General features: G+C 66.7%; 19 protein-coding genes, 1 tRNA gene and 4 pseudogenes. 14 read left to right on the top strand and 10 right to left on the bottom strand.

The features are described 5' to 3' along the window. Nucleotides 1–30: 30 nt before the first annotated feature. Complete coding sequence (locus tag T428_RS0122740) at nt 31–624, bottom strand: TetR/AcrR family transcriptional regulator (protein WP_025738261.1); 594 nt, start codon at nt 622–624, stop codon at nt 31–33. 227 nt (nt 625–851) lie between these two features. Here T428_RS0122740 and T428_RS0122735 point away from each other — a divergent pair. From T428_RS0122735 to pth, 8 genes are all read left to right on the top strand, one after another. Next, nucleotides 852–923 (top strand) — tRNA-Gln (locus T428_RS0122735). Nucleotides 924–986: 63 nt separating this feature from the next. Continuing rightward, entirely contained in the window at nt 987–2462 is a 1476-nt protein-coding gene (glmU, locus tag T428_RS0122730; protein WP_025738260.1) for a bifunctional UDP-N-acetylglucosamine diphosphorylase/glucosamine-1-phosphate N-acetyltransferase GlmU, read from the top strand. 103 nt (nt 2463–2565) lie between these two features. After that, on the top strand, nt 2566–3546 hold the full coding sequence (locus T428_RS0122725) for a ribose-phosphate diphosphokinase (protein WP_025738259.1): 981 nt from the start codon (nt 2566–2568) through the stop codon (nt 3544–3546). Continuing rightward, nucleotides 3547–3891, top strand: coding sequence for an arsenate reductase (glutaredoxin) (arsC, locus tag T428_RS0122720; RefSeq protein ID WP_025738258.1), 345 nt, complete (start codon nt 3547–3549; stop codon nt 3889–3891). 23 nt (nt 3892–3914) lie between these two features. Continuing rightward, nucleotides 3915–4529, top strand: a complete 615-nt coding sequence (locus tag T428_RS0122715; protein ID WP_051465333.1) for an LpqN/LpqT family lipoprotein — start codon at nt 3915–3917, stop codon at nt 4527–4529. Nucleotides 4530–4584: 55 nt separating this feature from the next. Beyond that, nucleotides 4585–5454, top strand: a complete 870-nt coding sequence (locus tag T428_RS0122710; protein ID WP_025738256.1) for an oxidoreductase — start codon at nt 4585–4587, stop codon at nt 5452–5454. Between the two features lie 142 nt (nt 5455–5596). Further along, on the top strand, nt 5597–6259 hold the full coding sequence (locus tag T428_RS0122705) for a 50S ribosomal protein L25/general stress protein Ctc (RefSeq protein ID WP_025738255.1): 663 nt from the start codon (nt 5597–5599) through the stop codon (nt 6257–6259). 12 nt (nt 6260–6271) lie between these two features. Further along, nucleotides 6272–6847, top strand: coding sequence for an aminoacyl-tRNA hydrolase (gene pth, locus T428_RS0122700; RefSeq protein ID WP_025738254.1), 576 nt, complete (start codon nt 6272–6274; stop codon nt 6845–6847). Nucleotides 6848–6923: 76 nt separating this feature from the next. Here the strand turns inward: pth and T428_RS0122695 are convergent, their stop codons facing one another. The 4 genes and pseudogenes from T428_RS0122695 to T428_RS30395 form a co-directional block, all read right to left on the bottom strand. After that, nucleotides 6924–8561, bottom strand: coding sequence for a fatty acyl-AMP ligase (locus T428_RS0122695; protein ID WP_025738253.1), 1638 nt, complete (start codon nt 8559–8561; stop codon nt 6924–6926). Between the two features lie 339 nt (nt 8562–8900). Continuing rightward, nucleotides 8901–9854, bottom strand: coding sequence for a 4-(cytidine 5'-diphospho)-2-C-methyl-D-erythritol kinase (locus tag T428_RS0122690; RefSeq protein WP_036468720.1), 954 nt, complete (start codon nt 9852–9854; stop codon nt 8901–8903). A 78-nt stretch (nt 9855–9932) separates the two neighbouring features. Then, nucleotides 9933–10833, bottom strand: a pseudogene (locus tag T428_RS30400) (hypothetical protein). Further along, a pseudogene (locus T428_RS30395) lies at nt 10830–11941 on the bottom strand (Gfo/Idh/MocA family protein). Before T428_RS30395 ends, T428_RS30400 begins: the two co-directional pseudogenes overlap by 4 nt. Nucleotides 11942–12124: 183 nt before the next feature. Between T428_RS30395 and T428_RS32415 the strand changes: the two are divergent. Then, nucleotides 12125–12298 (top strand): glycosyltransferase family protein, encoded by a 174-nt coding sequence (locus tag T428_RS32415; protein ID WP_084298844.1) that lies wholly within the window; start codon nt 12125–12127, stop codon nt 12296–12298. Continuing rightward, nucleotides 12295–12823: pseudogene (locus tag T428_RS30390) on the top strand (glycosyltransferase). The gene T428_RS32415 and the pseudogene T428_RS30390 overlap by 4 nt, the downstream one beginning before the upstream one ends. A gap of 10 nt (nt 12824–12833) precedes the next feature. On the opposite strand, the gene rsmA reads toward T428_RS30390, so the two are convergent. The 3 genes from rsmA to T428_RS0122655 all read right to left on the bottom strand — a co-directional run bounded on the left by rsmA (nt 12834) and on the right by T428_RS0122655 (nt 15843). Further along, nucleotides 12834–13754 carry a 16S rRNA (adenine(1518)-N(6)/adenine(1519)-N(6))-dimethyltransferase RsmA gene (rsmA, locus tag T428_RS0122665; RefSeq protein ID WP_025738251.1) on the bottom strand — a complete coding sequence of 307 codons (921 nt, stop codon included), beginning with the start codon at nt 13752–13754 and terminating at the stop codon, nt 12834–12836. Then, the gene (locus tag T428_RS0122660) at nt 13718–14845 is read right to left on the bottom strand and encodes a resuscitation-promoting factor (protein WP_211244001.1); all 1128 of its coding nucleotides are present in this window, start codon (nt 14843–14845) and stop codon (nt 13718–13720) included. Before T428_RS0122660 ends, rsmA begins: the two co-directional genes overlap by 37 nt. Nucleotides 14846–14982: 137 nt before the next feature. Continuing rightward, on the bottom strand, nt 14983–15843 hold the full coding sequence (locus T428_RS0122655) for a TatD family hydrolase (protein WP_025738249.1): 861 nt from the start codon (nt 15841–15843) through the stop codon (nt 14983–14985). Between the two features lie 18 nt (nt 15844–15861). Here T428_RS0122655 and metG point away from each other — a divergent pair, with 18 nt between their 5' ends. Together metG and T428_RS0122645 are read left to right on the top strand one after the other, a co-directional pair. Further along, nucleotides 15862–17418 (top strand): methionine--tRNA ligase, encoded by a 1557-nt coding sequence (gene metG, locus T428_RS0122650; protein WP_025738248.1) that lies wholly within the window; start codon nt 15862–15864, stop codon nt 17416–17418. A 134-nt stretch (nt 17419–17552) separates the two neighbouring features. Next, the gene (locus tag T428_RS0122645; RefSeq protein WP_025738247.1) at nt 17553–17918 is read left to right on the top strand and encodes a PAS domain S-box protein; all 366 of its coding nucleotides are present in this window, start codon (nt 17553–17555) and stop codon (nt 17916–17918) included. 141 nt (nt 17919–18059) lie between these two features. Here T428_RS0122645 and T428_RS0122640 read toward each other — a convergent pair whose 3' ends face one another. After that, nucleotides 18060–18761 carry a TetR/AcrR family transcriptional regulator gene (locus T428_RS0122640; protein WP_025738246.1) on the bottom strand — a complete coding sequence of 234 codons (702 nt, stop codon included), beginning with the start codon at nt 18759–18761 and terminating at the stop codon, nt 18060–18062. An 85-nt stretch (nt 18762–18846) separates the two neighbouring features. Beyond that, a pseudogene (locus T428_RS30385) lies at nt 18847–19526 on the bottom strand (TetR family transcriptional regulator). A 73-nt stretch (nt 19527–19599) separates the two neighbouring features. On the opposite strand from T428_RS30385, the gene T428_RS35095 reads away from it, so the two are divergent. Beyond that, nucleotides 19600–19998, top strand: coding sequence for a PPE family protein (locus T428_RS35095; protein WP_425412072.1), 399 nt, complete (start codon nt 19600–19602; stop codon nt 19996–19998). A 29-nt stretch (nt 19999–20027) separates the two neighbouring features. After that, the gene (locus tag T428_RS33780; protein ID WP_211244000.1) at nt 20028–20171 is read left to right on the top strand and encodes a hypothetical protein; all 144 of its coding nucleotides are present in this window, start codon (nt 20028–20030) and stop codon (nt 20169–20171) included. The last annotated feature ends 5 nt before the right edge of the window (nt 20172–20176 follow it).

Genomic DNA, 20176 nt, shown 5'->3' with positions numbered 1-20176 from the left:
ACGCTCGCGGAGCAACGCGCGGGGCGACCACTACTCGTCTTGCAGCCGGGGGTCGGATTCCAGATGAGTCAGGCCGTTCCACATCAGGTTGACCAGGTGCACGGCCACGACTTCCTTCTTGGGCTCGCGGGTGTCGAGCCACCACTGCGCGGTCATTGACACCGAGCCCACCAATGCCTGGGCATACAGCGGCGCCAGATCCGGATCCAGGCCGCGGCGGGCGAAGTCGCCGGCCAGGATCGAGGACACCTGGCCGACCGCGTCGTTGAGTAGGCTGGAGTAGGTGCCGGTGCTGATCGCGGCCGGCGAGTCGCGGATCAGGATCCGGAAGCCGTCGGTGCGTTCCTCGACGTAGGTGAGCAACGCCAGCGCGACCCGTTCGACACGCACCCGGGACCGGTTGTTGGTCAGCGACGAGGTGATCCCGTCCAGCAGCGCCGACATCTCGCGGTCGACGACGACGGCGTAAAGGCCCTCCTTGCCCCCGAAGTGTTCGTAGACGACCGGTTTGGACACGTTGGCACGCTGCGCGATCTCCTCGATCGAGGTGCCGTCATAGCCGCGTTCGGCAAAAAGCGAGCGCGCGATGCCGATCAGCTGGTGTCGGCGCTCGCTGCCGGTCATCCGGGCGCGTGGCGCGCGCACTTCTTTATCCGGGGCTGCCACGTCCCTCAGGGTATCGGTTTGGCCTGGTGAAATCGCCCGCCTGTGGCTGCGGGCCGCCAACGAGCTGCCACACAGACTGCGCTGAAGTGTCCGACTCCTCAACGGACCAAGCGGTCCGCGTCGTCGTCAGACTAAAGTCTTGGTGGCGCGGTTGACGGTGAGTCGCCGCCGGCCCGGGTCGGCAGTCCGTCGTGGTGTAATCGGCAGCACCTCTGATTTTGGTTCAGATAGTTCAGGTTCGAGTCCTGGCGACGGAGCTTCGGGTTTTGCGATCGGTGCAGGTGAAATGACAGGCTTGGGGCTAAGCACGAGGAGAATCGATGTCGTTTCACGGTGACACAGCGGTCCTGGTCCTGGCGGCCGGGCCCGGCACCCGGATGCGATCGGACACCCCGAAGGTGCTGCACACCCTCGCCGGCCGCAGCATGCTCGCCCATGCCCTGCACGCGATCGCCAAGGTGGCGCCGCAGCGGCTGGTCGTGGTGCTGGGGCATGAACACCAGCGCATCGCGCCGATCGTCGCCGATCTCGCCGCCACCCTCGGCCGACCCATCGACATCGCCCTGCAGGACCGCCCCCGCGGTACCGGCGACGCCGCGCTCTGCGGGCTGTCGGCGCTGCCCGAGGATTACGCCGGGGTCGTGGTGATCACCTCGGGCGACACCCCGCTGCTGGATGCCGACACCCTGGCCGACCTGATCGCGACGCACCACGCCGTGTTGGCCGCCGCGACGGTGTTGACCACGACGCTGCACGATCCATTCGGCTACGGCCGCATCCTGCGCACCCAGGACGACGCGGTGATGGCGATCGTCGAGGAAGCCGACGCGACCGACTCGCAGCGCAAGATCGGCGAGGTCAACGCCGGCGTCTACGCCTTCGACGCGGCGGCGTTGCGGTCCGCGTTGGGCCGGCTGAGCTCCGACAACGCCCAACAAGAGCTGTACCTGACCGACGTCGTCGCCATCCTGCGCGGCGACGGTCGGCCCGTGCGCGCCCGACACGTCGACGACAGCGCGCTGGTGGCCGGCGTGAACAATCGCGTCCAGCTCGCCGCGCTGGGCGCCGAACTCAACCGCCGCATCGTCGCCGCCCATCAGCTGGCCGGGGTGACGGTGATCGATCCGGCCACCACCTGGATCGACGTCGACGTGACGATCGGCCGCGACACCGTCATCCACCCTGGCACCCAGCTGCTGGGCCGCACCCAGATCGGGGGTGGCTGTGTCGTCGGCCCGGACACCACGCTGACGGACGTCACCGTCGCTGACGGCGCGTCGGTGATCCGGACGCACGGCGCCTCCGCGACGATCGGTAGCGGCGCGACGGTCGGCCCGTATACCTATCTGCGGCCCGGCACGGTGCTGGGCGCGGCGGGCAAGCTGGGCGCGTTCGTCGAGGTCAAGAACTCCACCATCGGAACCGGCACCAAGGTGCCGCACCTGACCTACGTCGGCGACGCCGACATCGGCGAGCACAGCAACATCGGTGCGTCCAGCGTCTTCGTCAACTACGACGGCACGACCAAGCGGCGCACCACGGTCGGCTCGCACGTGCGTACCGGCTCGGACACCATGTTCGTGGCGCCGGTCACCGTCGGGGACGGCGCCTACACCGGGGCGGGCACCGTGTTGCGGGACGACGTGCCGCCGGGCGCGCTGGCGGTTTCCGCCGGCCCGCAACGAAACATCGAGAACTGGGTGCAACGGAAACGTCCAGGCAGCGCCGCCGCGGAAGCCGCGGAGAAGGCCGCCCAGCAAGCTAGGACGGCCCGCGACCCGTCGGAATCCGAATAGACACCATGAATTTGGTGTCCGGCAACCCGGCCAACCTTCCGTACCATTCGCTACGTACGATGGGCTTTTCCAAATTTCGATCCCGAACGGCGGGGGCAGCACGGTGAGCCATGATTGGACCGACAACCGCAAAAACCTGATGCTGTTCTCCGGCCGGGCGCACCCCGAGCTGGCCGAGCAGGTCGCCAAGGAACTCGACGTCCACGTCACCGCGCAGACGGCGCGCGAGTTTGCCAACGGCGAGATCTTCGTGCGGTTCCACGAATCGGTGCGCGGGTGCGACGCGTTCGTCCTGCAATCCAATCCGGCGCCGGTGAACAACTGGCTGATGGAACAGCTGATCATGATCGACGCGCTCAAGCGCGGCAGCGCCAAGCGGATCACCGCCGTCATGCCGTTCTACCCGTACGCGCGCCAGGACAAGAAGCACCGCGGCCGCGAGCCGATCTCGGCCCGGCTGGTCGCCGACCTGCTCAAGACCGCCGGGGCCGACCGGATCGTCACCGTGGACCTGCACACCGACCAGATCCAGGGCTTCTTCGACGGGCCCGTCGACCACATGCGCGGCCAGAACCTGCTCACCGGCTACATCAAGGACAACTACGCGGGTGGCAACATGGTCGTCGTCTCCCCCGACTCCGGCCGGGTGCGCATCGCCGAGAAGTGGGCCGACGCACTGGGCGGGGTGCCACTGGCCTTCATCCACAAGACCCGCGACCCGAAGGTGCCCAACCAGGTCGTCTCCAACCGCGTCGTCGGTGAGGTCGAGGGCCGCACCTGTGTGCTGATCGACGACATGATCGACACCGGCGGCACGATCGCCGGCGCCGTCAATCTGTTGCGTGCCGACGGCGCCAGCGACGTGATCGTCGCGGCGACCCACGGCGTACTCTCGGAGCCGGCCGCCGAACGGCTGGCAGCCTGTGGCGCGCGCGAGGTCATCGTCACCAACACGCTGCCGATCGGCGAGGAGAAGCGTTTCCCACAGCTCACCGTGTTGTCGATCGCACCGCTGCTGGCCAGCACCATTCGCGCCGTCTTCGAAAATGGTTCCGTCACAGGGCTATTCGATGGAGATGCCTAGATGGGTGAAGCTGTCATCTACCACAACCCACGTTGCAGTACCTCCCGCAAGACGTTGGACTTGTTGCGGGACAACGGTTTTGAACCCGAGATCGTCGAGTATCTGAAGACTCCGCCGTCGCGCGCCGAGCTGGTGAAGATGATTCGCGACGCGGGTATCGACGTGCGCACCGCGGTGTGTAAGCGCGAATCCTTGTATGCCGAACTGGGACTGGCCGACGCGACAAACGATCAGCTGCTCGACGCGATGGCCGAACATCCGATCCGGATCGAACGCCCGTTCGTCGTGACGGAGAAGGGCACCCGGCTGGCCCGTCCGATCGACGCGGTCCACGAGATTCTGTGAGACGGCTCGCGGTCACCGCCGCGATGACGATGACCGTTGTCGCTTGTGGACCGAAAAGCCCTGACTACTCGACGGTTTGGACGACGAGTTCGACGGCGACGACGACCACCACGGTCGACAAGCCCGTCCCGCTGTCGCAGTATCTGAACAGCATCGGCGTGACGGGCAAACGGGTGGCGCCGAGCGCCCTGACCGATCTGACGGTGTCCATACCGACACCCCCGGGCTGGTCGCCGTTCACCGATCCGCACATCGCGCCCGAGACGGTGATCCTGGCCAAGGACAAGAAGTATCCGACCGCGCGTCTGGTGGTGTTCGCCCTCAACGGCGACTTCGACCCGGCACAAGTCATCAAGCACGGCAACGACGATGCCCAATTGTTCGAGAACTTCAAGCAATTGGACTCGTCGTTGGCGCCCTACAACGGGTTTCCGTCGGCGATGATCCAGGGCAGCTACAACGGCGACAACGGCACCCGACTGCACAGTTGGAACCGGATCGTGCTGCCGACCGGGTCGCCGCCGGCCAGGCAGCGCTACTTCGTCCAGCTCACCGTCGCCGGTCTGGCCGACCAGGCCGCCGCGCAGTCGTCCGACATCGACATGATCATCCACGGGTTCGTCGTCGCGGCTAAATAGCGCCGGTGCCCCACGGCGGCGCTGTCGATGCGGTAGTTCACTAGGGTTATCAGTCATGACCGACTGGACCGCCGCCGATCTCCCGTCATTCGCCGGGCGCACCGTGATCGTCACGGGCGCCAACAGTGGGCTGGGCGCCATCACCGCCCGCGAGCTGGCCCGAGTCGGCGCGACGGTCATCATGGCCGTCCGCGACCCGCGCAAGGGAGAGAAGGCCGCTCGCGACATGCGTGGCCAGGTCGAGGTGCGCCAACTCGACCTGCAGGCTCTGACATCGATCCACCTGTTCGCCGAACAGGTCGACAAGGCCGACGTGCTGATCAACAACGCCGGCATCATGGCCGCCCCGTTCGCGCTGACCGCCGACGGCTTCGAGGGCCAGATGGGCACCAACCACTTCGGTCACTTCGCGCTGACCAACCTGCTGCTTCCCAAGCTCACCGGCCGAGTGGTGACGCTGACGTCGATGGCGCACTGGCCCGGCCGGATCGACCTCGACGACATCAACTGGAAGAACCGGCGCTACTCGGCCTGGCTGGCCTACAGCCAATCGAAGCTGGCCAACCTGCTGTTCACCAGCGAGCTGCAGCGCCGGCTGCGGCTGGCCGGATCGCCGCTGCGCTCGATAGCGGTCCACCCCGGCTACTCGCACACCAATCTGCAGGGTGCCACCGGCCGCAAGTTGGGCGACGCGCTGATGTCGGCCACCACCCGGGTGGTCGCCACCAGCGCCGATTTCGGTGCGCGGCAAACGCTGTACGCCGCTTCGCAGGATCTGCCCGGCGACACCTTCATCGGCCCCAAATTCGGCTGGATCGGCCGAACCCAACCCGTCAGCCGCAGCCGGCACGCCCAGGATCCGACCACCGCGACCGCGCTCTGGGAGCTGTCCGAGCAGCTCACCGGCGTCAAATTTCCGCTCTGAGGTGCCGATGCGCTACCCTGGCCGGGCGTCACGGCGAGGGTGGCAGGCGGATAGCCAGCACCGTTATCGACGGAGACCGACATATGTCGCGACCCTGGCCGTGCCTGGACACCTAGGTACTTCAGCACACGGGAGCGACACGATGGCCAAGAAATCTTCGGTCAACCAACTCAGGGTCACGGTGCGTGGCCAGACGGGCAAGGGCGCGTCCCGCCGGGCCCGCCGCGACGGCAAGATTCCCGCCGTCCTCTACGGCCACGGCACCGACCCGCAACACCTGGAACTGCCGGGGCATGAGTTCGCGGCCGTGCTGCGGCACTCCGGCACCAACGCGGTGCTGACCCTCGACATCGAGGGCAAAGAACAACTGGCGCTGACCAAGGCGCTGGACATCCACCCGATCCGGCGCAACATCCAGCACGCCGACCTGCTGGTGGTGCGTCGCGGTGAGAAGGTCGTCGTCGAGGTCGCCGTCGTCATCGAGGGCGAGGCCGGCCCGGACACCCTGGTGACCCAGGAGACCAACACCATCGAGATCGAGGCCGAGGCGCTGTCGATTCCCGAGCAGTTGACGGTGTCGGTCGAGGACGCCGAGCCCGGCACCCAGTTCACCGCCGGACAGATCCCGCTGCCGTCGGGCGTCAACCTGATCTCCGACCCGGAGATGCTGGTGGTCAATGTCGTCAACGCACCGACCGCCGCCGACCTCGAGGAAGAGGGCGCCGGCGAGACCGCCGAGGGCGCGGAAGCCGCGGCGGAGGAAGCGGCCGGCGAGGCCGAGGCCTCCGAAGAAGCGTCCGAGTAGGCGGCCGGCGACGTGGCCGAACCGCTTCTCGTGGTCGGCCTGGGCAATCCCGGAGACAACTACGCCCGCACCCGGCACAACCTCGGGTTCATGGTCGCCGACCTGCTCGCCGCACGCCTGGGCGCAAAGTTCAAGGTGCACAAGCGTTCCGGCGCCGAAGTGGTCAGCGGCCGGCTCGCCGGGCATTCGGTGCTGGTGGCCAAGCCGCGCTGCTTCATGAACGAGTCCGGTCGCCAGGTCGGCCCGCTGGCGAAGTTCTACTCCGTGCCGCCGGCCGACATCATCGTCGTGCACGACGAACTCGACCTCGACTTCGGTCGTATCCGGCTCAAGCTCGGCGGCGGTGAAGGCGGCCACAACGGGCTGCGTTCGGTGGCCTCGGCGCTGGGCACCAAGGACTTTCAGCGGGTGCGCATCGGCATCGGGCGTCCGCCCGGACGCAAAGACCCGGCGGCGTTCGTGCTGGAGACCTTCACCGCCGCGGAGCGGCCGGTGGTTCCCACGATCTGCGAGCAGGCGGCCGACGCCACCGAGCTGCTGATCGAACTGGGGCTAGAGCCCGCGCAGAATCGCGTGCACGCCTGGTAATTCGCGTCGGGTGTGCGTCCAGGGCTTCCCGTGTGCGTCCGGGGCGCCGTCAGCACACACCCGCGGCGTGAACGAGCTACCGGGTGACCAGGGTGACGGAGTTGGAGCGACGCAGCTTGCCCGACGGTGTCTTCGGGATCGTCCCGGGCCCGAGCACCACGACGTTGCGGGGCCGCATGTCGACCTCTTTGAGCACCTCGCGGGCGACCTCGTGTTCCATCCGGCGCACCTCGGCCGGGTCGCCGAAGGCGTTGGACTCCACCGCGACGGCGAACGTCTCGCGCGAGTGGCCGGCGTCCAGGCGAACCGCCACGGCGCAGCCGGGGCGCACACCCTCGACGCGGCAGGCGGCCCGCTCGATGTCGGTCGGGTAGATGTTGCGGCCGGCCATGATGATGACGTCCTTGACGCGACCGCAGACCACGATGTGGCCCTCTTCGGTCATATAGCCGAGGTCGCCGGTGTCATACCAGCCGTGCTCGTCCTGGGCCGAGATGAAACCGCCCATCGTCAGGTAGCCCGGGGTCAGCGACTCGCCGCGCAGCTCGATGACGCCGACGCCGCGCGGGGCCATCACGTTGCCCTGCTCGTCGATGATGCGGGCCTCGAGGTCCTTCAGCAGCGGGCCGAGCGTGGCCAGCCGGCGGGTGTTGCCCTTGGTCGCGGGCACGGCGCGGCGCAGCGCGGCCAGCAGGTCGGCGTCCACCTCGTCGACGACCAGACCGGCGTTGCACTCCGAGAACGACACCGCCAGCGTCGTCTCGGCCATCCCGTAGGCCGGTAGGATCGCCGAGGACTTCAGGCCGAACGGCTTACCGGCGTCCAGCAGGTCCTCGACGTCGGCGGGCTCGACGGGCTCGGCACCGGACAGCGCGAAGCGCAGCGTCGACAGGTCGAAGTCGCCGGGCTTGGCCTGGCGGCGCAGCCGCTTGGCCAGCAGCGCGTAGGCGAAGTTCGGCGCCGCGGTCATGGTGCCCCGGTACTTGTCGATCAGCTTGGCCCACAGCAGCGCGTCGCGCAGGAAGTCCATCGGGGTGACCTTGACCAGCTCGGCGCCGAAGTACATCGGAATGGTCAGGAAGCCGACCATGCCCATGTCGTGGAAGCATGGCAGCCAGCTGACCATCACGTCTTTGTCGATGTCGTACTGCGCGCCGATGAACATCGCCTCGGCGTTGGAATAGATGTTGCGGTGGGTGATCTGGACGGCCTTCGGCGAGCCCGTCGAGCCGCTCGTCAGCTGCATCAGCGCCAGATCGTCCTCGCCGACCTCGATGGGGTCGACCGGTTCCGACGCCAGCAGGTCGGTGACCGTGAGGACCTTGATGCCCTTTTCTTCCAACACCGGGATCGCGGCCAGGAAGGGCTCGGAGACGATGACGACCTGGGCCTCGATCATGCCGATGACGTTCATGGTGTCCTCGGCCCACACGGCCAGATCCGTGCGCGGGGTGGGCTGGTGCAGCATGGTCAGGCTGGCACCCCGCATCCACAGGCCCTGCGCGGTCGGGGCGATCTCTACCGGGTAGCCGGCGAGCACGCCGACGGCGTCACCGAGGCCGATGCCCGCGGCGGCCAGGCCGCCCGCGATGCGGCGCGCGCGCTCGTGGACCTCGCCCCAGGTGTGGCGAACAGGCTCGTGGGGTTCACCGGTGACCATGCCCTTCTTCGAGACGCGGGCGTTGTGGAACATCTTCTCGGTAAACCTGCTCACGCAAACCTCCTCGGTTCCGGCGCTTTCCCCAAAACCCGGGTTTTCATGTTCCGCTCGCCGGGCAACACTTTGCAGCAGGCGCGCGAGCACAGTTGGGGAGCAGTTCGATCTCGAAATAGTGGTCGGTCAGCAACCTCGTGTCCGGTTGCCTGACCAGTACGACGACCCCGGCCCGTCCGCCCGGACCGGCATCGATGAATCGGCCGTCCGCCGCGACTGCCGGCGGGCGACCAACCCGGATGCTCGAGCTGATCGATGGTCGTCACCGCGAGTTATCTTAAACTCCTCTTAAGTAATAACCCACCATTTCGACGATTTGAGTCGGATTTCACAGGTTGTTTAGTCGTCAGTCATCGGCGTCGGGACCACGCGGGCACCCGACACCGGACCGCTGGCGACCCGCACCGTGCGGCACACGCCAGCCCCGGACAGCTGGGTGCCGACGTCGACCGCCGCCGGTCCCGACGTGCACAGAAACGCGCACGTCGGGCCCGATCCGGACACGATGCCGGCCAACGCGCCCGCGTCCTCGCCGGCTTGCAGGGTGCACCGCAGCGTGGGATCCAGGCTGACCGCGGCCTCCTGCAATTCGTTGCCCAGCAGTGGCGCCAATTGCTCGGGATCACCGGCGCTGAGCGCGGCCAGCACCGGACCCGGCCCGGCGAGCCGCGCCGGGTCCGCGGCTTTTCTGAGCCGATCCAGCTCGCCGAACACCTTGCGGGTCAGCAGCCCGCCGTCGGCGAAGGCCAGCACCCAGTGGAAGGTGTTGCGCGACAGCACCGTGGCCAACTCCTCGCCCCGCCCGGTGCCCAGCGCCGTCCCGCCGTGCAGGGCGAACGGCACGTCGCTGCCCAGCCGCGCGGCCAGCATGCGCAGATCGCGGCGCGGCACGTTGAGGTCCCACAGCGAGTTGATCGCGACCAGCACCGCCGCGGCATCCGCACTACCGCCGGCCATGCCGCCGGCGACCGGGATGGACTTGTCGATCATGATCGACACGTCCGGCGCGCGGCCGACGTGTTCGGCCATCAGCTCGGCGGCCTGCCACGCCAGGTTGCGTTCGTCGGTGGGCAGCGTGTCGGCACCCTCGCCGACGAGTTCGAGCGACAACACATCGGCGTTGCGCACCGTCAGCTCGTCGAGCAGCGAGACGGCCTGAAACACCGTCGTCAGCTCATGATAGCCGTCGTCCCGGCGGTCGCCGACGGCGAGGTACAGGTTGACCTTTCCGGGCACGCGAACGGTGACAGACCCGGTGGGCACCCACTGTGCAGCGGTGTTGCCGTCAGACATTTCCAGTCACCCAGCCAGCCACCGTCACCGCAGCAGACTAACGCCGCGGCGCGCCAACGACACGCAACGACGCCCGGGTCAGCCGCCGGAAGCCTGCGGTTGCGCCGGGCCACGCGCCTGCCAGCGCTCGTCGATGAGCGACTTCGTCTCGCGGATGTTCGCGCGGTTGGACGCGCCGAACACGATCGACTGGATCTGCGGTTGTGCGCACACGTAGTCGATCGCCTCGCGCGGCGGTATCGCACCCGAAGCCAACACCGACATCGCGATCACCCGGCATTGGCGTTCGCGGATCGCCTGCTCGTAAAGGCCTGTGCCGCCGCACATCCGGAAGCCGATCTTGTTGAAATTGGTGCAGACGATCGGATTCTCGATCCCTTGCCGCTCCAGCACATCGAGTAGGCGTGGCAGGTTCATCGTGATGAAACCCGGTTCGGCGTGGTACCTGCGCTGCACGTGGTCGGCAAAAAACTGAAAGGCCTCTTCCATTCCGAGGCCGAGCAGTAAGTCGGTGACGACGTTCTGAACGAAGATGATCGGCGTGGAAAGCCCGGCGAACATTTTCATCTCGGCATCGACCATCAGCTGCATGACCGGCTCGATGTCCTTGCCGGCGAGGGCGACGCCGCCCTTGAACATCGACCTGACCGCCCCGGTGTCCGGCAGAAACCTGCGCAGCGCGTCGACGATCCCGAACTCGGTCACGGCGTTCGCGTACTTGTGCGCATACGGCATCACGGGTAGAAGACGTAGTCGGGGTACCGCGCCCGGTTGGCCCGGAAATGATCACAGATCTCGCCGACCCGATCATGGGTGGTGCAGACGAACGTGCGGATGCCCTCCTGATACGGCGGCGTCGAGCGTGGCCAGCACGGTCGGGAGGTGCTGGAAACGGATCGCCTGCGCGCGCCTTCTCCTCGGACATGTGGTTGACGCCGAAGAATTGGTTGTCTCCGAACAGGACTCGGTCCATGGTCACGATGCCTTCGAGGTGATGAGACTTTTGATGCGCGCGACCAGGCGGCGGCCCGGCGAGCCACGCCGTGCCGGTCGCGGGGGCGGCGCGGGGCGGGCGACCAGTGCGGCGCCGGTGATCATGCCCACCACCCGATCGACGTCGAGCGCGGACCGAAATGTGTTCTCCCCATCCAGCCGGTTCTTGCGCACGCTCTCGGCGAAATAGTTGATCTGGGCCGAATACTCCTCGCCGCGAAGGTAATACCAGACTTCCTCGGTGAGGTCTGTCGTGTATCGGATCGTCCAACCCGGATCGAACTCGGGGAGCCCGGGGTGCGCCGCGCGCAGATAGATCTGACACTCCTGCCGATCGGCGATGACGCGGCCGTTGGTTCCCCACACCGACACCTTCGTCGACATCTTGCGGAAGCTCTCGTCGCTCCAGTTCACGCACAGTTGGCCGGTTGCGCCGTCGGCATAGCGCAATGTGCAATAAACCTCGTCGTCGACGTCACGGGAGAAAACGCTGTGGCGCACCACGCCGTCGACCGAATCGGGCACCCCGGCAATGAAATTCACCAGATTGATGGCGTGGCACGCATAGTCGTACAGAGTCCCGCCGCCTTCGGACTTCACCCGCGCCACGTGCTTCCCTTGTCCCGCAGCACAACCAGCCCGTAGGCCTCCGCGCGCACGTGGTGCACGCGCCCGAGCGCGCCCGACGCGACGATCCGCGCCGCCTCCTGGAACGCCCTCACAAAGCAGCAGTGGTAGCCGACCTGGGTCACGAGTCGACCGCGTTCGGCCAAGGCCACCAAGCGCTCACCGTCGGGCACCTCGAGGACGAACGGCTTCTCGCAGAAGACGTGCGCCCCGGCCGTCAGCGCCTTCTCGAGGATCGACGCGTGCAGCCGGGACGGCACCGCGACGACCACCACGTCGGGCTTGGTCTGCGCCAGCATCCGATCGAAGTCGTCGTAGCACGACAGGCCGGTGTACTTGGCGAGGACGTCACGCACATAGCCCGTCGAATCGCAGATACCAACCACGTCGAGGTCCGGGTGGGTCCGAAGTATCGCCAGGTGCGACAACCCCATTTTCCCCAGGCCGACTATGGCCGTTCGAATCATCGTCGGCGTCTCTCAGTCTGGTTTCGAGCCCCGCACCGGACCATCTACTATCCCCGCATGCCGCACGCGCGCAAGTCTTCCAACGCCATTGCCACCAGCGCCTGAGATGGCAGCCATGGGTCGCTTCCTCCTGATCGCCTCGTCCGGCGGCTGATCGCCTCGTCCGGCGGCCACATCTACGAGATGTTTTGCATGCGGGAATTCTGGCAGGCCGTCTTCATCGAATCGATCACCCGCATCACCGAGCTCTCGCTGACCGCCCGGATGGTGAAGCCGTTCGCCTCCCGCTTCCTGGTCCAGTGGCCCGAGTCGACCGAGCGGACTCCCGGCACCGAATATCACGGGAGGATCGTGTGATCTTCGTGATCATGGGGATGGAGGTGCACCCTTTCGATCGATTGGCGCGCGGTCGACGACCTGGCCCGGACGGGCGATCTCGGCGAGGACTTTTTCGTGCAGCTGGGAACGTGTCGGTACGAACCGCGGCACGCCCGATTCGAACGCTTTCTGTCGTTCGGCGACGTCCGCGAGCAGGTCCGGCGTGCCTCGGTGACCATCACCCACGCGGGCGCGGGATCGACGCTGTTGTGCATCGAGCAGGGCAAGTGCCCGGTGATTGTGCCGCGGCGCTCGTCTTACGGAGAGCACGTCGACGAGCACCAGCTGCCGTTCGCCGCGAAGCTGGAGGTCGACGGGTCGGCGATCGTGGTCCGCGAAATGACCGAACTGTCCGCGGCCATCGCCGCGGCGCGATCTCGTTCGGCGCCGGGCGGGGCGCTGGATCGGGCCCGCGACTTGACCGAGTGGCTGCAGACGTACTGGCAGGGACTCCCCCGGGATCGCCGTGGCGGCGTTCGGCCGGGCCGTCCGCGTCGCCGCTGAGCGCCGCCGGTCAGCTGCTGGAAGCCTGCGGTTGGGCCGGGTCGCCCGAGCGGCGCAGCAGCCGGACGAAGTCGTCGATCTTCAGCGTCTCGCCGCGGCGGGCGGGGTCAATGCTGGCTGCCAGCAATCGATTTGCCGACTCGTTGCCCGAGCCGGCCCACTCGGCGAACGCATTGCGCGCCGTCTTGCGCCGCTGCGCGAAGGCGATATCGACCAGTTCGAAGACCTGCCGCCGAAACGCGTCGTCGGTCGGCCACGGCGCGGTGTCGTACCGGTCGATCCGGACCAGCCCCGAGTAGACGCGGGGCACCGGCCAGAACACGGTCGGCGACACCGTGCCGCAGCGACGAACCCGGCCGAAGAAGCGCACCTTGACGCTGGGCACGCCGTACTCCTTGCCGCCCGGCTCGGCGGCCAGCCGCTCGGCGACCTCCGCTTGCACCATCACGGTGACGGTCGCGATGGACGGAAACTCGGCGAGCAGATGCAGCAACGCCGGGACCGCGACGTTGTAGGGCAGGTTGGCGACCAACGCCGTTGGGCCGGTGGCCAACTCGTCTCGTCCGAGGTTCAGCACGTCGCGATTGAGCACCGTCAGCCGCGCGGCCTCGCTGTGGGAATGCTCGCCGACGGTCTGCGGCAGCCGCCCGGCGAGCACCGGGTCGATCTCGACGGCGGTGACCGTGGCGCCGCGGTCGAGCAACGCCAGCGTGAGCGAGCCCAGACCCGGGCCGACCTCCAGGACATGGTCGGCACGGCCGATTCCGGATACCGAAACTATCCGCCGGACCGTGTTGGCATCGTGAACGAAATTCTGGCCCAACGATTTTCGTGGCCGGAATTCAAGTTCTTTGGCCAGCCGCCTGATGTCGGTGCGTCCCAGCAGCCGGATCGTCAGCGCGCACCAGCTCTTCCGCTGCACACCGGCCACGCGCCCCAGCCCTGGCGCTCCCTGGTGACCTCGGCGATCGCGATCTGCTCCTCGCGGGTGGCCAGGTCGGCGCGGGCGGCAAACCGCAACCCGCCGTTGCGCTCCCAGGTGCCTTGGTCGAATTGGACGCCCCCGTAATAGCCGTTGCCGGTGTTGATCGCCCAGTTTCCGCCGGCTTCGCAGCTCGCGATGGCGTCCCAGATGGATCCATCGGTTACCGGGCCCACATCGGTACCGGGCTTGGTGCCCACCCGCACCACCGCGTCACGGGCCGGCGCAATCACGATGTTGGCGATCGGCAGCCGGCCGGTCTCCACACCGTTGACGGTGGCCACCGCGTAGGTCACGTCCTGCGTACCCGGGCTGCCCGGGTCCTCGACGACCTGGCGGCTCATGTTCATGTCGGGGTCTTCGACCCGGCGAGCGTTGGGCGGCAACGGGATTCGCTCGGTCACCTTCTCGATGCGGTTACGCGTCACCTGGATCTGCATGCCGTCGACGATCGGCGCGGTCGCGGGGGGCACCACCTGGTCGCTGTCTTGCAGCGGCACACCCGCGGCATTGAGCAGCCCCGCGACGTTGGGCGCCGGCAGGTGCACCATGCGGATGTTGCCACCGTCGTTGATCTGGACGCTCTTGGCGCTGACGACCGGCAGCGCCATTCCGGCCAGCGGAACCCGGCTGCCCCGCGAGGCGGCGGCGGGGGCGGTGTCGGTCATCGCGAGCTGGGCCAATGCCTCGTCGACGGTGGAGGCCGTGGTCCACACCTGCTTGGTGTCGTGGCCGTCCAGCGAGATCTGCAGCGGCCGGCTGCGGCGCAGCGTGATCTTGTCGGCATTGTGAATCTCGACATCGGCGGCGGGGTACAGGTCGTCGCGCTGATTGACGACGTAACCGTTCTCTTCGACGATGTCGATGACCTTCGACTTCATCGTCGTCACCCGCATCGCAATGCCGTCGACCGTCAAGGTGACCGTCTTGGATACCGAGACCGCGAAACCGCCGGCAAAAGCGAGTACTAAAAGCACCCCTGAAACGACGAGCCGCAACATCGGCGACGGGGTCTGATGAAGCCTTCTCAATACAGTCAACGCGCGTCTACCTCAGCAACCACTCAACGACCTACCCAGCAGCATTCGACAACCGTGCAATAAACCAACGATTCGATCACAATACGGTAACGAACCGGTCAATCTGGAGCAACTCCGGCACGGATGTGTTGTGGAAATCACCGGCCCGATTCGGCGAGTCCGTAGACCCGACAGGCGTTGCTCGTGGTGATTCGGGCCAGTTCGTCCGCCGGAAGATCGAGCAGTTCCGCGATCGCACGGACAGTATAGGGAAGGCAATACGGCTCGTTTGGTGCGCCACGGTAAGGATGTGGAGTCAAAAACGGCGCGTCCGTTTCGACCAGCAGCTGGTCGACCGGAACCAGCGGCACGGCTTCGCGCAGTGCGCGCGCATTCCGAAAGCTCACCATCCCGGACAGGCTGATGAACCACCCGGCGTCGGCGCAGCGGCGGGCCATTGCGCTGTCCGACGAAAAGCAGTGGAAGATCACGATGTCGGGCGCGCCCTCGGCGTCCAGCACGTCGAGCACCGCGGCGTCGGCGTCCCGGTTGTGAATCATCAGCGGTTTGCCGCGCCGCTTGGCCAGGTCGATATGCCACGCGAAGGCCTCCCGCTGCACCTCGGGTGCCGCGCACCCGTCCAGCCGGCCGGGCCAGTACAGATCCATGCCCGTCTCCCCCACCGCCACCACCCGCGGGTCGGCCACCAGCCGCTCGATGTCGGCGCGAGTGTCGCCGTCGAGGGCGTTTGCGCGCGTCGGGTGCAACGCCACCGCGGCGTACACGCGCGGATCCCAGCCGGCCGCCCGGGTCACCCAGCGCGCCGAAGCCAGATCGTCGGCGATCGTGACCACGGCGGCTACCCCGACCGCCGCGGCGCGCTCCAGGATGGCCGCCACCCCGGCGGCGTCGCGGGCGCCGCATGCGTCGAGGTGAGTGTGGGCGTCGATCAGTGGCGCCAACGGCTCCGGGGCGGGTGGCGCTTCTCGTTTACCAGGTCGGCTGGAGCTCACGCGCACACAATAGGGTGAATCTCGATGAGGCCCTATTACGTCACCACTGCGATCGCGTATCCAAACGGTGCGCCGCACGTGGGTCACGCCTACGAATACATCGCGACCGACGCGATCGCCCGCTTCAAGCGGCTCGACGGTTTCGACGTGCGGTTCCTGACCGGGACCGACGAGCACGGCCAGAAGGTCGCCGAGACCGCGGCCGCCGCCGGGCTGCCCACCGCCGAGCTGGCCCGCCGCAATTCCGATGTGTTCCAACGGATGCAGGAGGCGCTGAACATCTCATCCGACCGCTTCATCCGCACCACCGACGCCGACCACCACGAGGCGTCCAAGGAGATCTGGCGGCGCATGCAGGCGGCCGGCGACATCTATCTGGCGACCTATTCCGGGTGGTACTCGGTGCGCGACGAGCGGTACTTCTCCGACTCGGAGACCGAGGTGGTCGACGGCATCCGTGTCGCCACCGAGACCGGGGCACCGGTGACCTGGAGCGAGAAGGAGCAGACGTTCTTCTTCCGGCTCTCGGCCTACGCCGACCGGCTGCTGGCCCACTACGAAGCCAACCCCGATTTCATCGGACCCGAGGTGCGACGCAACGAGGTCGTCAGCTTCGTCTCCGGCGGGCTGACCGATTTCTCGATCTCGCGCACCACCTTCGACTGGGGCGTGCAGGTGCCCGAACACCCCGACCACGTCATGTACGTCTGGGTCGACGCCCTGACCAACTACCTCACCGGAGCCGGCTACCCGGACACGGGTTCGGAACTGTTCCGCCGCTACTGGCCCGCCGATCTGCACATGATCGGCAAGGACATCATCAGGTTCCACGCGGTGTACTGGCCGGCGTTTTTGATGTCGGCCGGAATCGAGCTGCCGCGAAGGGTTTTCGCGCACGGATTCCTGCACAACCGCGGCGAGAAGATGAGCAAGTCGGTGGGCAACACCATCGACCCGGTCGCACTGGCGAACGCGTTCGGTGTGGACCAGCTGCGTTATTTCCTGCTGCGCGAGGTGCCGTTCGGCCAGGACGGCAGCTACAGCGAAGAGGCCATCATCAACCGGATCAACACCGATCTGGCCAACGAGTTGGGCAACCTGGCCCAACGGTCGCTGTCGATGATCGCCAAAAACCTCGACGGGGTGATGCCCGAACCCGGCGAGTTCACCGCCGCCGACGCCGAGCTGCTCGCGACCGCCGACGCGTTGCTGGATCGGGTGCGCGTCCACCTCGACGAGCAGGCGATGCACCTGGCGCTGGAAGCGATCTGGCTGATGCTGGGCGAGGCGAATAAGTACTTTTCGGCCCAGCAGCCGTGGGTGTTGCGCAAGAGCGAATCCGAGGCGGATCAGGTGCGCTTCCGCACCGTCCTCTACGTCACGTGCGAGGCGGTCCGCATCGCGGCACTGTTGGTGCAGCCCGTCATGCCGGAATCCGCCGCCAAGCTGCTGGACCTGCTCGGGCAGCCCGACGACCAGCGGGCGTTCAGCGCGATCGGGGTCCGGCTAACCCCCGGCTCGACGCTGCCGGCACCCGTCGGCGTTTTTCCGCGGTATCAGCCAACTGCCGAGGACGATTAAACGAATGCGAAAAGAAATGGCAGCACTGGCCGACCGGCCGCGCGTTAGGAAATATGTCCGACATGACCTCTGGCATAGACCATAATCGGCCTGTGGAGCGACGACAGAATCGGCACCAGCACAACGAATCGCCGATGACCACCCTCAAGCAGCTGCCCGCGTTGGTGGTGTTGGAACGGATTCCGGTCCCGGTGCTGGCGATCGGCGACGACGGCGCGATCCTGTTCACCAACACCGCATTCGCGGAAATGGTGGGCTATGAGCCCGAAGAAGTTCTGGCGTTGCGCTTCGGGGAGGTTTTCCACCAGGCGCCCGATTCGGAATCCTCGCTCTTGTCGGTCGTGCACGCCCTGGCGAACATGGTCGTCGAATTGGCACACAAGGACGGCTCCGTGGTGCGCGCGCTGATGAGCAAGTCGGTGGGGATGCGGGCCGACGACCGATTCGCCCTGGCGACATTCCAGGATGTGACCGAGCAGTTGTGGGACGAAGAGCGTTGACCGCCGGTCAACGATCGGCCGACCGCACCGCGCTGCACAGACCATAGGTTTGAAACAACGCTTGATCGATACCAGCAGTATGTTTTGCCTTCGGGCGGGCGCTGAAAATTTACGCCGATGACCTGGCAAAAAATTCTGCGGCTAACTTATTTCCGGCTGTGCCACCGGCGTGGCGTCGAGCCGGGCATGGCGCATCGCTTCGCGACCGAGGAACTGCCTGAAGTAACCCTGCGAGGTTTCCGAGACCATCCCGGGGAGAAGCAGTTCCCATATCTCGGTCAGCCGCTTGATGTCGTCCCCGCCGGCGCCCCGCTTCTTGTCAGGCCCGGATGTCGCGTTCAACAGCAAGCGCATGCCGAAGATGGCGCCGACGATCGACTCGCCGATCACGGTGGGATCGGCGTCGCTCCGCACGTCTCCTTCCGCGATCGCTCGCTGCGCCTCGGCGGCCATCAGCGCGACCAGGCCCGTGCAGAAGCGCCCGGCAGCCGCAGTGAACCCGCTCAGCGTAGCGATCAAATGCTCGGCCGCGCTGGCGATTTCGTCGGAACTCAGCACCTTGACGATCGTGAAGGTGCCGTGCAGCAAGTTCTCCAGCCCCGGCGACGACGACCCGCACACGCCCTGGAACGCGCTGAGCAGTTTGTCGGAGCCTTCCTCAATGATGGCTAACGCCAACGCTTCTTTCGAATCGAAGTGATGATAGAGGGCGCCCTTGGTCATGCCCGTCCGCTCGATGATCACACTCCATCCGGCGGCCGCATACCCGACCTCGCCGAACACGTCGATCGCTGCGGCGAGGATCTTTCGCCGGGTCGCTTCGGACCGAACCTGGCGCGCCATTGTCGCTACGCCTCCGAACTCTCGTCGGTGCGCAGATTCTGATCTCGTTTCACGTTGCCTCGCAAGCAGATAGCACGCCGCGCACTTATTGCGGCGAGTCCGCCTCAGTCGACGTCGAATTGATCGCGAGCACCGCCCGCCGCTTGAGGAATTGCCCAAAATACTCGAACCGGTCCGGTCGCAGAACGCCTGTCAAAATGAAGGTCCAGCACTTCTCGACGTCGAGCAAGAACCGTTCCGGTTGATCCAGCGTGCTCGTTTGCCGCAGTCCCATGTGCATGGACACCAACAACCGTCCCACGTCATGCGGATCGCACCGGTCATCGATGTCGCCTTCGGCAATGGCTTGCTCGACGACGCCGGCCACGGCGTCGACCCAGTTGCCATCAACTTCTCTTGCAACCCTTGCGTCCGGCCCACCGATTCGATGAGGTTGAGCCCCGCACGCACGGCATCGGTCTTGATGTCCCCGACGGCTACCAGATACGAGAAGTCGATGAGGGTCTCGAGGCCCGAAAGTCCGCGCTTCATCAGGTTTTGCACGGCGGTGGCGCCGGTGGCGGTCTGCTTTTCGATGATCGCGACCGCGAGCGCGTGCTTGGACTTGAAATGAAAGTACATCGCGCCCTTGGTGAGTTCGGCCTCGGCGAGGATGTCGTCGAGGCCGACGTCGTGGTAGGGCCGTCGCGCGAACTGATGCGAAGCAGCTCGCAAGATTTGTCGCCGCGTCGCATCTGCGCGGCCATCGTGGGATTGCACACTCATCGGTTCGACGAACTCACCGTTGCGATGCCGTGCGTCGCTCGCGACCGTCGGCGAGGCCGCGGTCCGGGGTGGCGTGGACGACGGGGGCGGCCGCGCGGGCGGCCGAGGCGGCCGACCAGGCACGGCTTACCGTAGAGGTATATGGCTTACCGTAGAGGTATATGAAGCCGCCTTCGCGATGACGGTCCCGGCGCCGGTGGTTTTCGCCAACCGGGCTCAGCTCGCCTCGCTGACCGCCACCAACTTCTTCGGCCAGAATTCGCCGGCCATCGCGGCCAACGAGGCCGAATACGGCGAGATGTGGGCCCAAGACGCTGCGGCGATGTACCAATACGCCGCGAATTCCGCGATCGCGACCGACGTGACGCCGTTCACCGATGCGCCGGAAGTGACCGACCAGAGCGGGGTGGCCTCACAAGAGGTCGCGGTCGCCAACGCCACCGGCATCTCGGGGGGCAGCAAGCGGCGCTGAAGGGACTGATCAACACCGTTCCCTCGACCTTGGAGGCGTTCTCGACGCCGCTGGCAGACACGACAAACGCGCTGAGCGACGCGGTGTCGGGATTGTCGCTCGACTCGGGGACCGTCTCCACTCTCAGCGACATATCGGCGATCTGGATCATGGCGCTGCCCACCCCACTGTAAGCGCT

The sequence above is a fragment of the Mycobacterium genavense ATCC 51234 genome, from assembly GCF_000526915.1.
In the GTDB taxonomy this organism is placed as follows: Bacteria; Actinomycetota; Actinomycetes; order Mycobacteriales; family Mycobacteriaceae; genus Mycobacterium; species Mycobacterium genavense.
Note: the sequence above shows the minus strand (reverse complement) of the source record. Positions and strands in the feature narration are given on the sequence as shown.

Excerpts from the sequence above, each read along its gene's own strand:
- T428_RS0122740 (WP_025738261.1), bottom strand. The coding sequence starts at position 624 with ATGACCGGCAGCGAGCGCCGACACCAGCTGATCGGCATCGCGCGCTCG.
- glmU (WP_025738260.1), top strand. The coding sequence starts at position 987 with ATGTCGTTTCACGGTGACACAGCGGTCCTGGTCCTGGCGGCCGGGCCC.
- arsC (WP_025738258.1), top strand. The coding sequence starts at position 3,547 with ATGGGTGAAGCTGTCATCTACCACAACCCACGTTGCAGTACCTCCCGC.
- T428_RS0122715 (WP_051465333.1), top strand. The coding sequence starts at position 3,915 with ATGACGATGACCGTTGTCGCTTGTGGACCGAAAAGCCCTGACTACTCG.
- T428_RS0122710 (WP_025738256.1), top strand. The coding sequence starts at position 4,585 with ATGACCGACTGGACCGCCGCCGATCTCCCGTCATTCGCCGGGCGCACC.
- T428_RS0122705 (WP_025738255.1), top strand. The coding sequence starts at position 5,597 with ATGGCCAAGAAATCTTCGGTCAACCAACTCAGGGTCACGGTGCGTGGC.
- T428_RS0122690 (WP_036468720.1), bottom strand. The coding sequence starts at position 9,854 with ATGTCTGACGGCAACACCGCTGCACAGTGGGTGCCCACCGGGTCTGTC.
- T428_RS32415 (WP_084298844.1), top strand. The coding sequence starts at position 12,125 with ATGTTTTGCATGCGGGAATTCTGGCAGGCCGTCTTCATCGAATCGATC.
- metG (WP_025738248.1), top strand. The coding sequence starts at position 15,862 with ATGAGGCCCTATTACGTCACCACTGCGATCGCGTATCCAAACGGTGCG.
- T428_RS0122645 (WP_025738247.1), top strand. The coding sequence starts at position 17,553 with ATGACCACCCTCAAGCAGCTGCCCGCGTTGGTGGTGTTGGAACGGATT.
- T428_RS0122640 (WP_025738246.1), bottom strand. The coding sequence starts at position 18,761 with ATGGCGCGCCAGGTTCGGTCCGAAGCGACCCGGCGAAAGATCCTCGCC.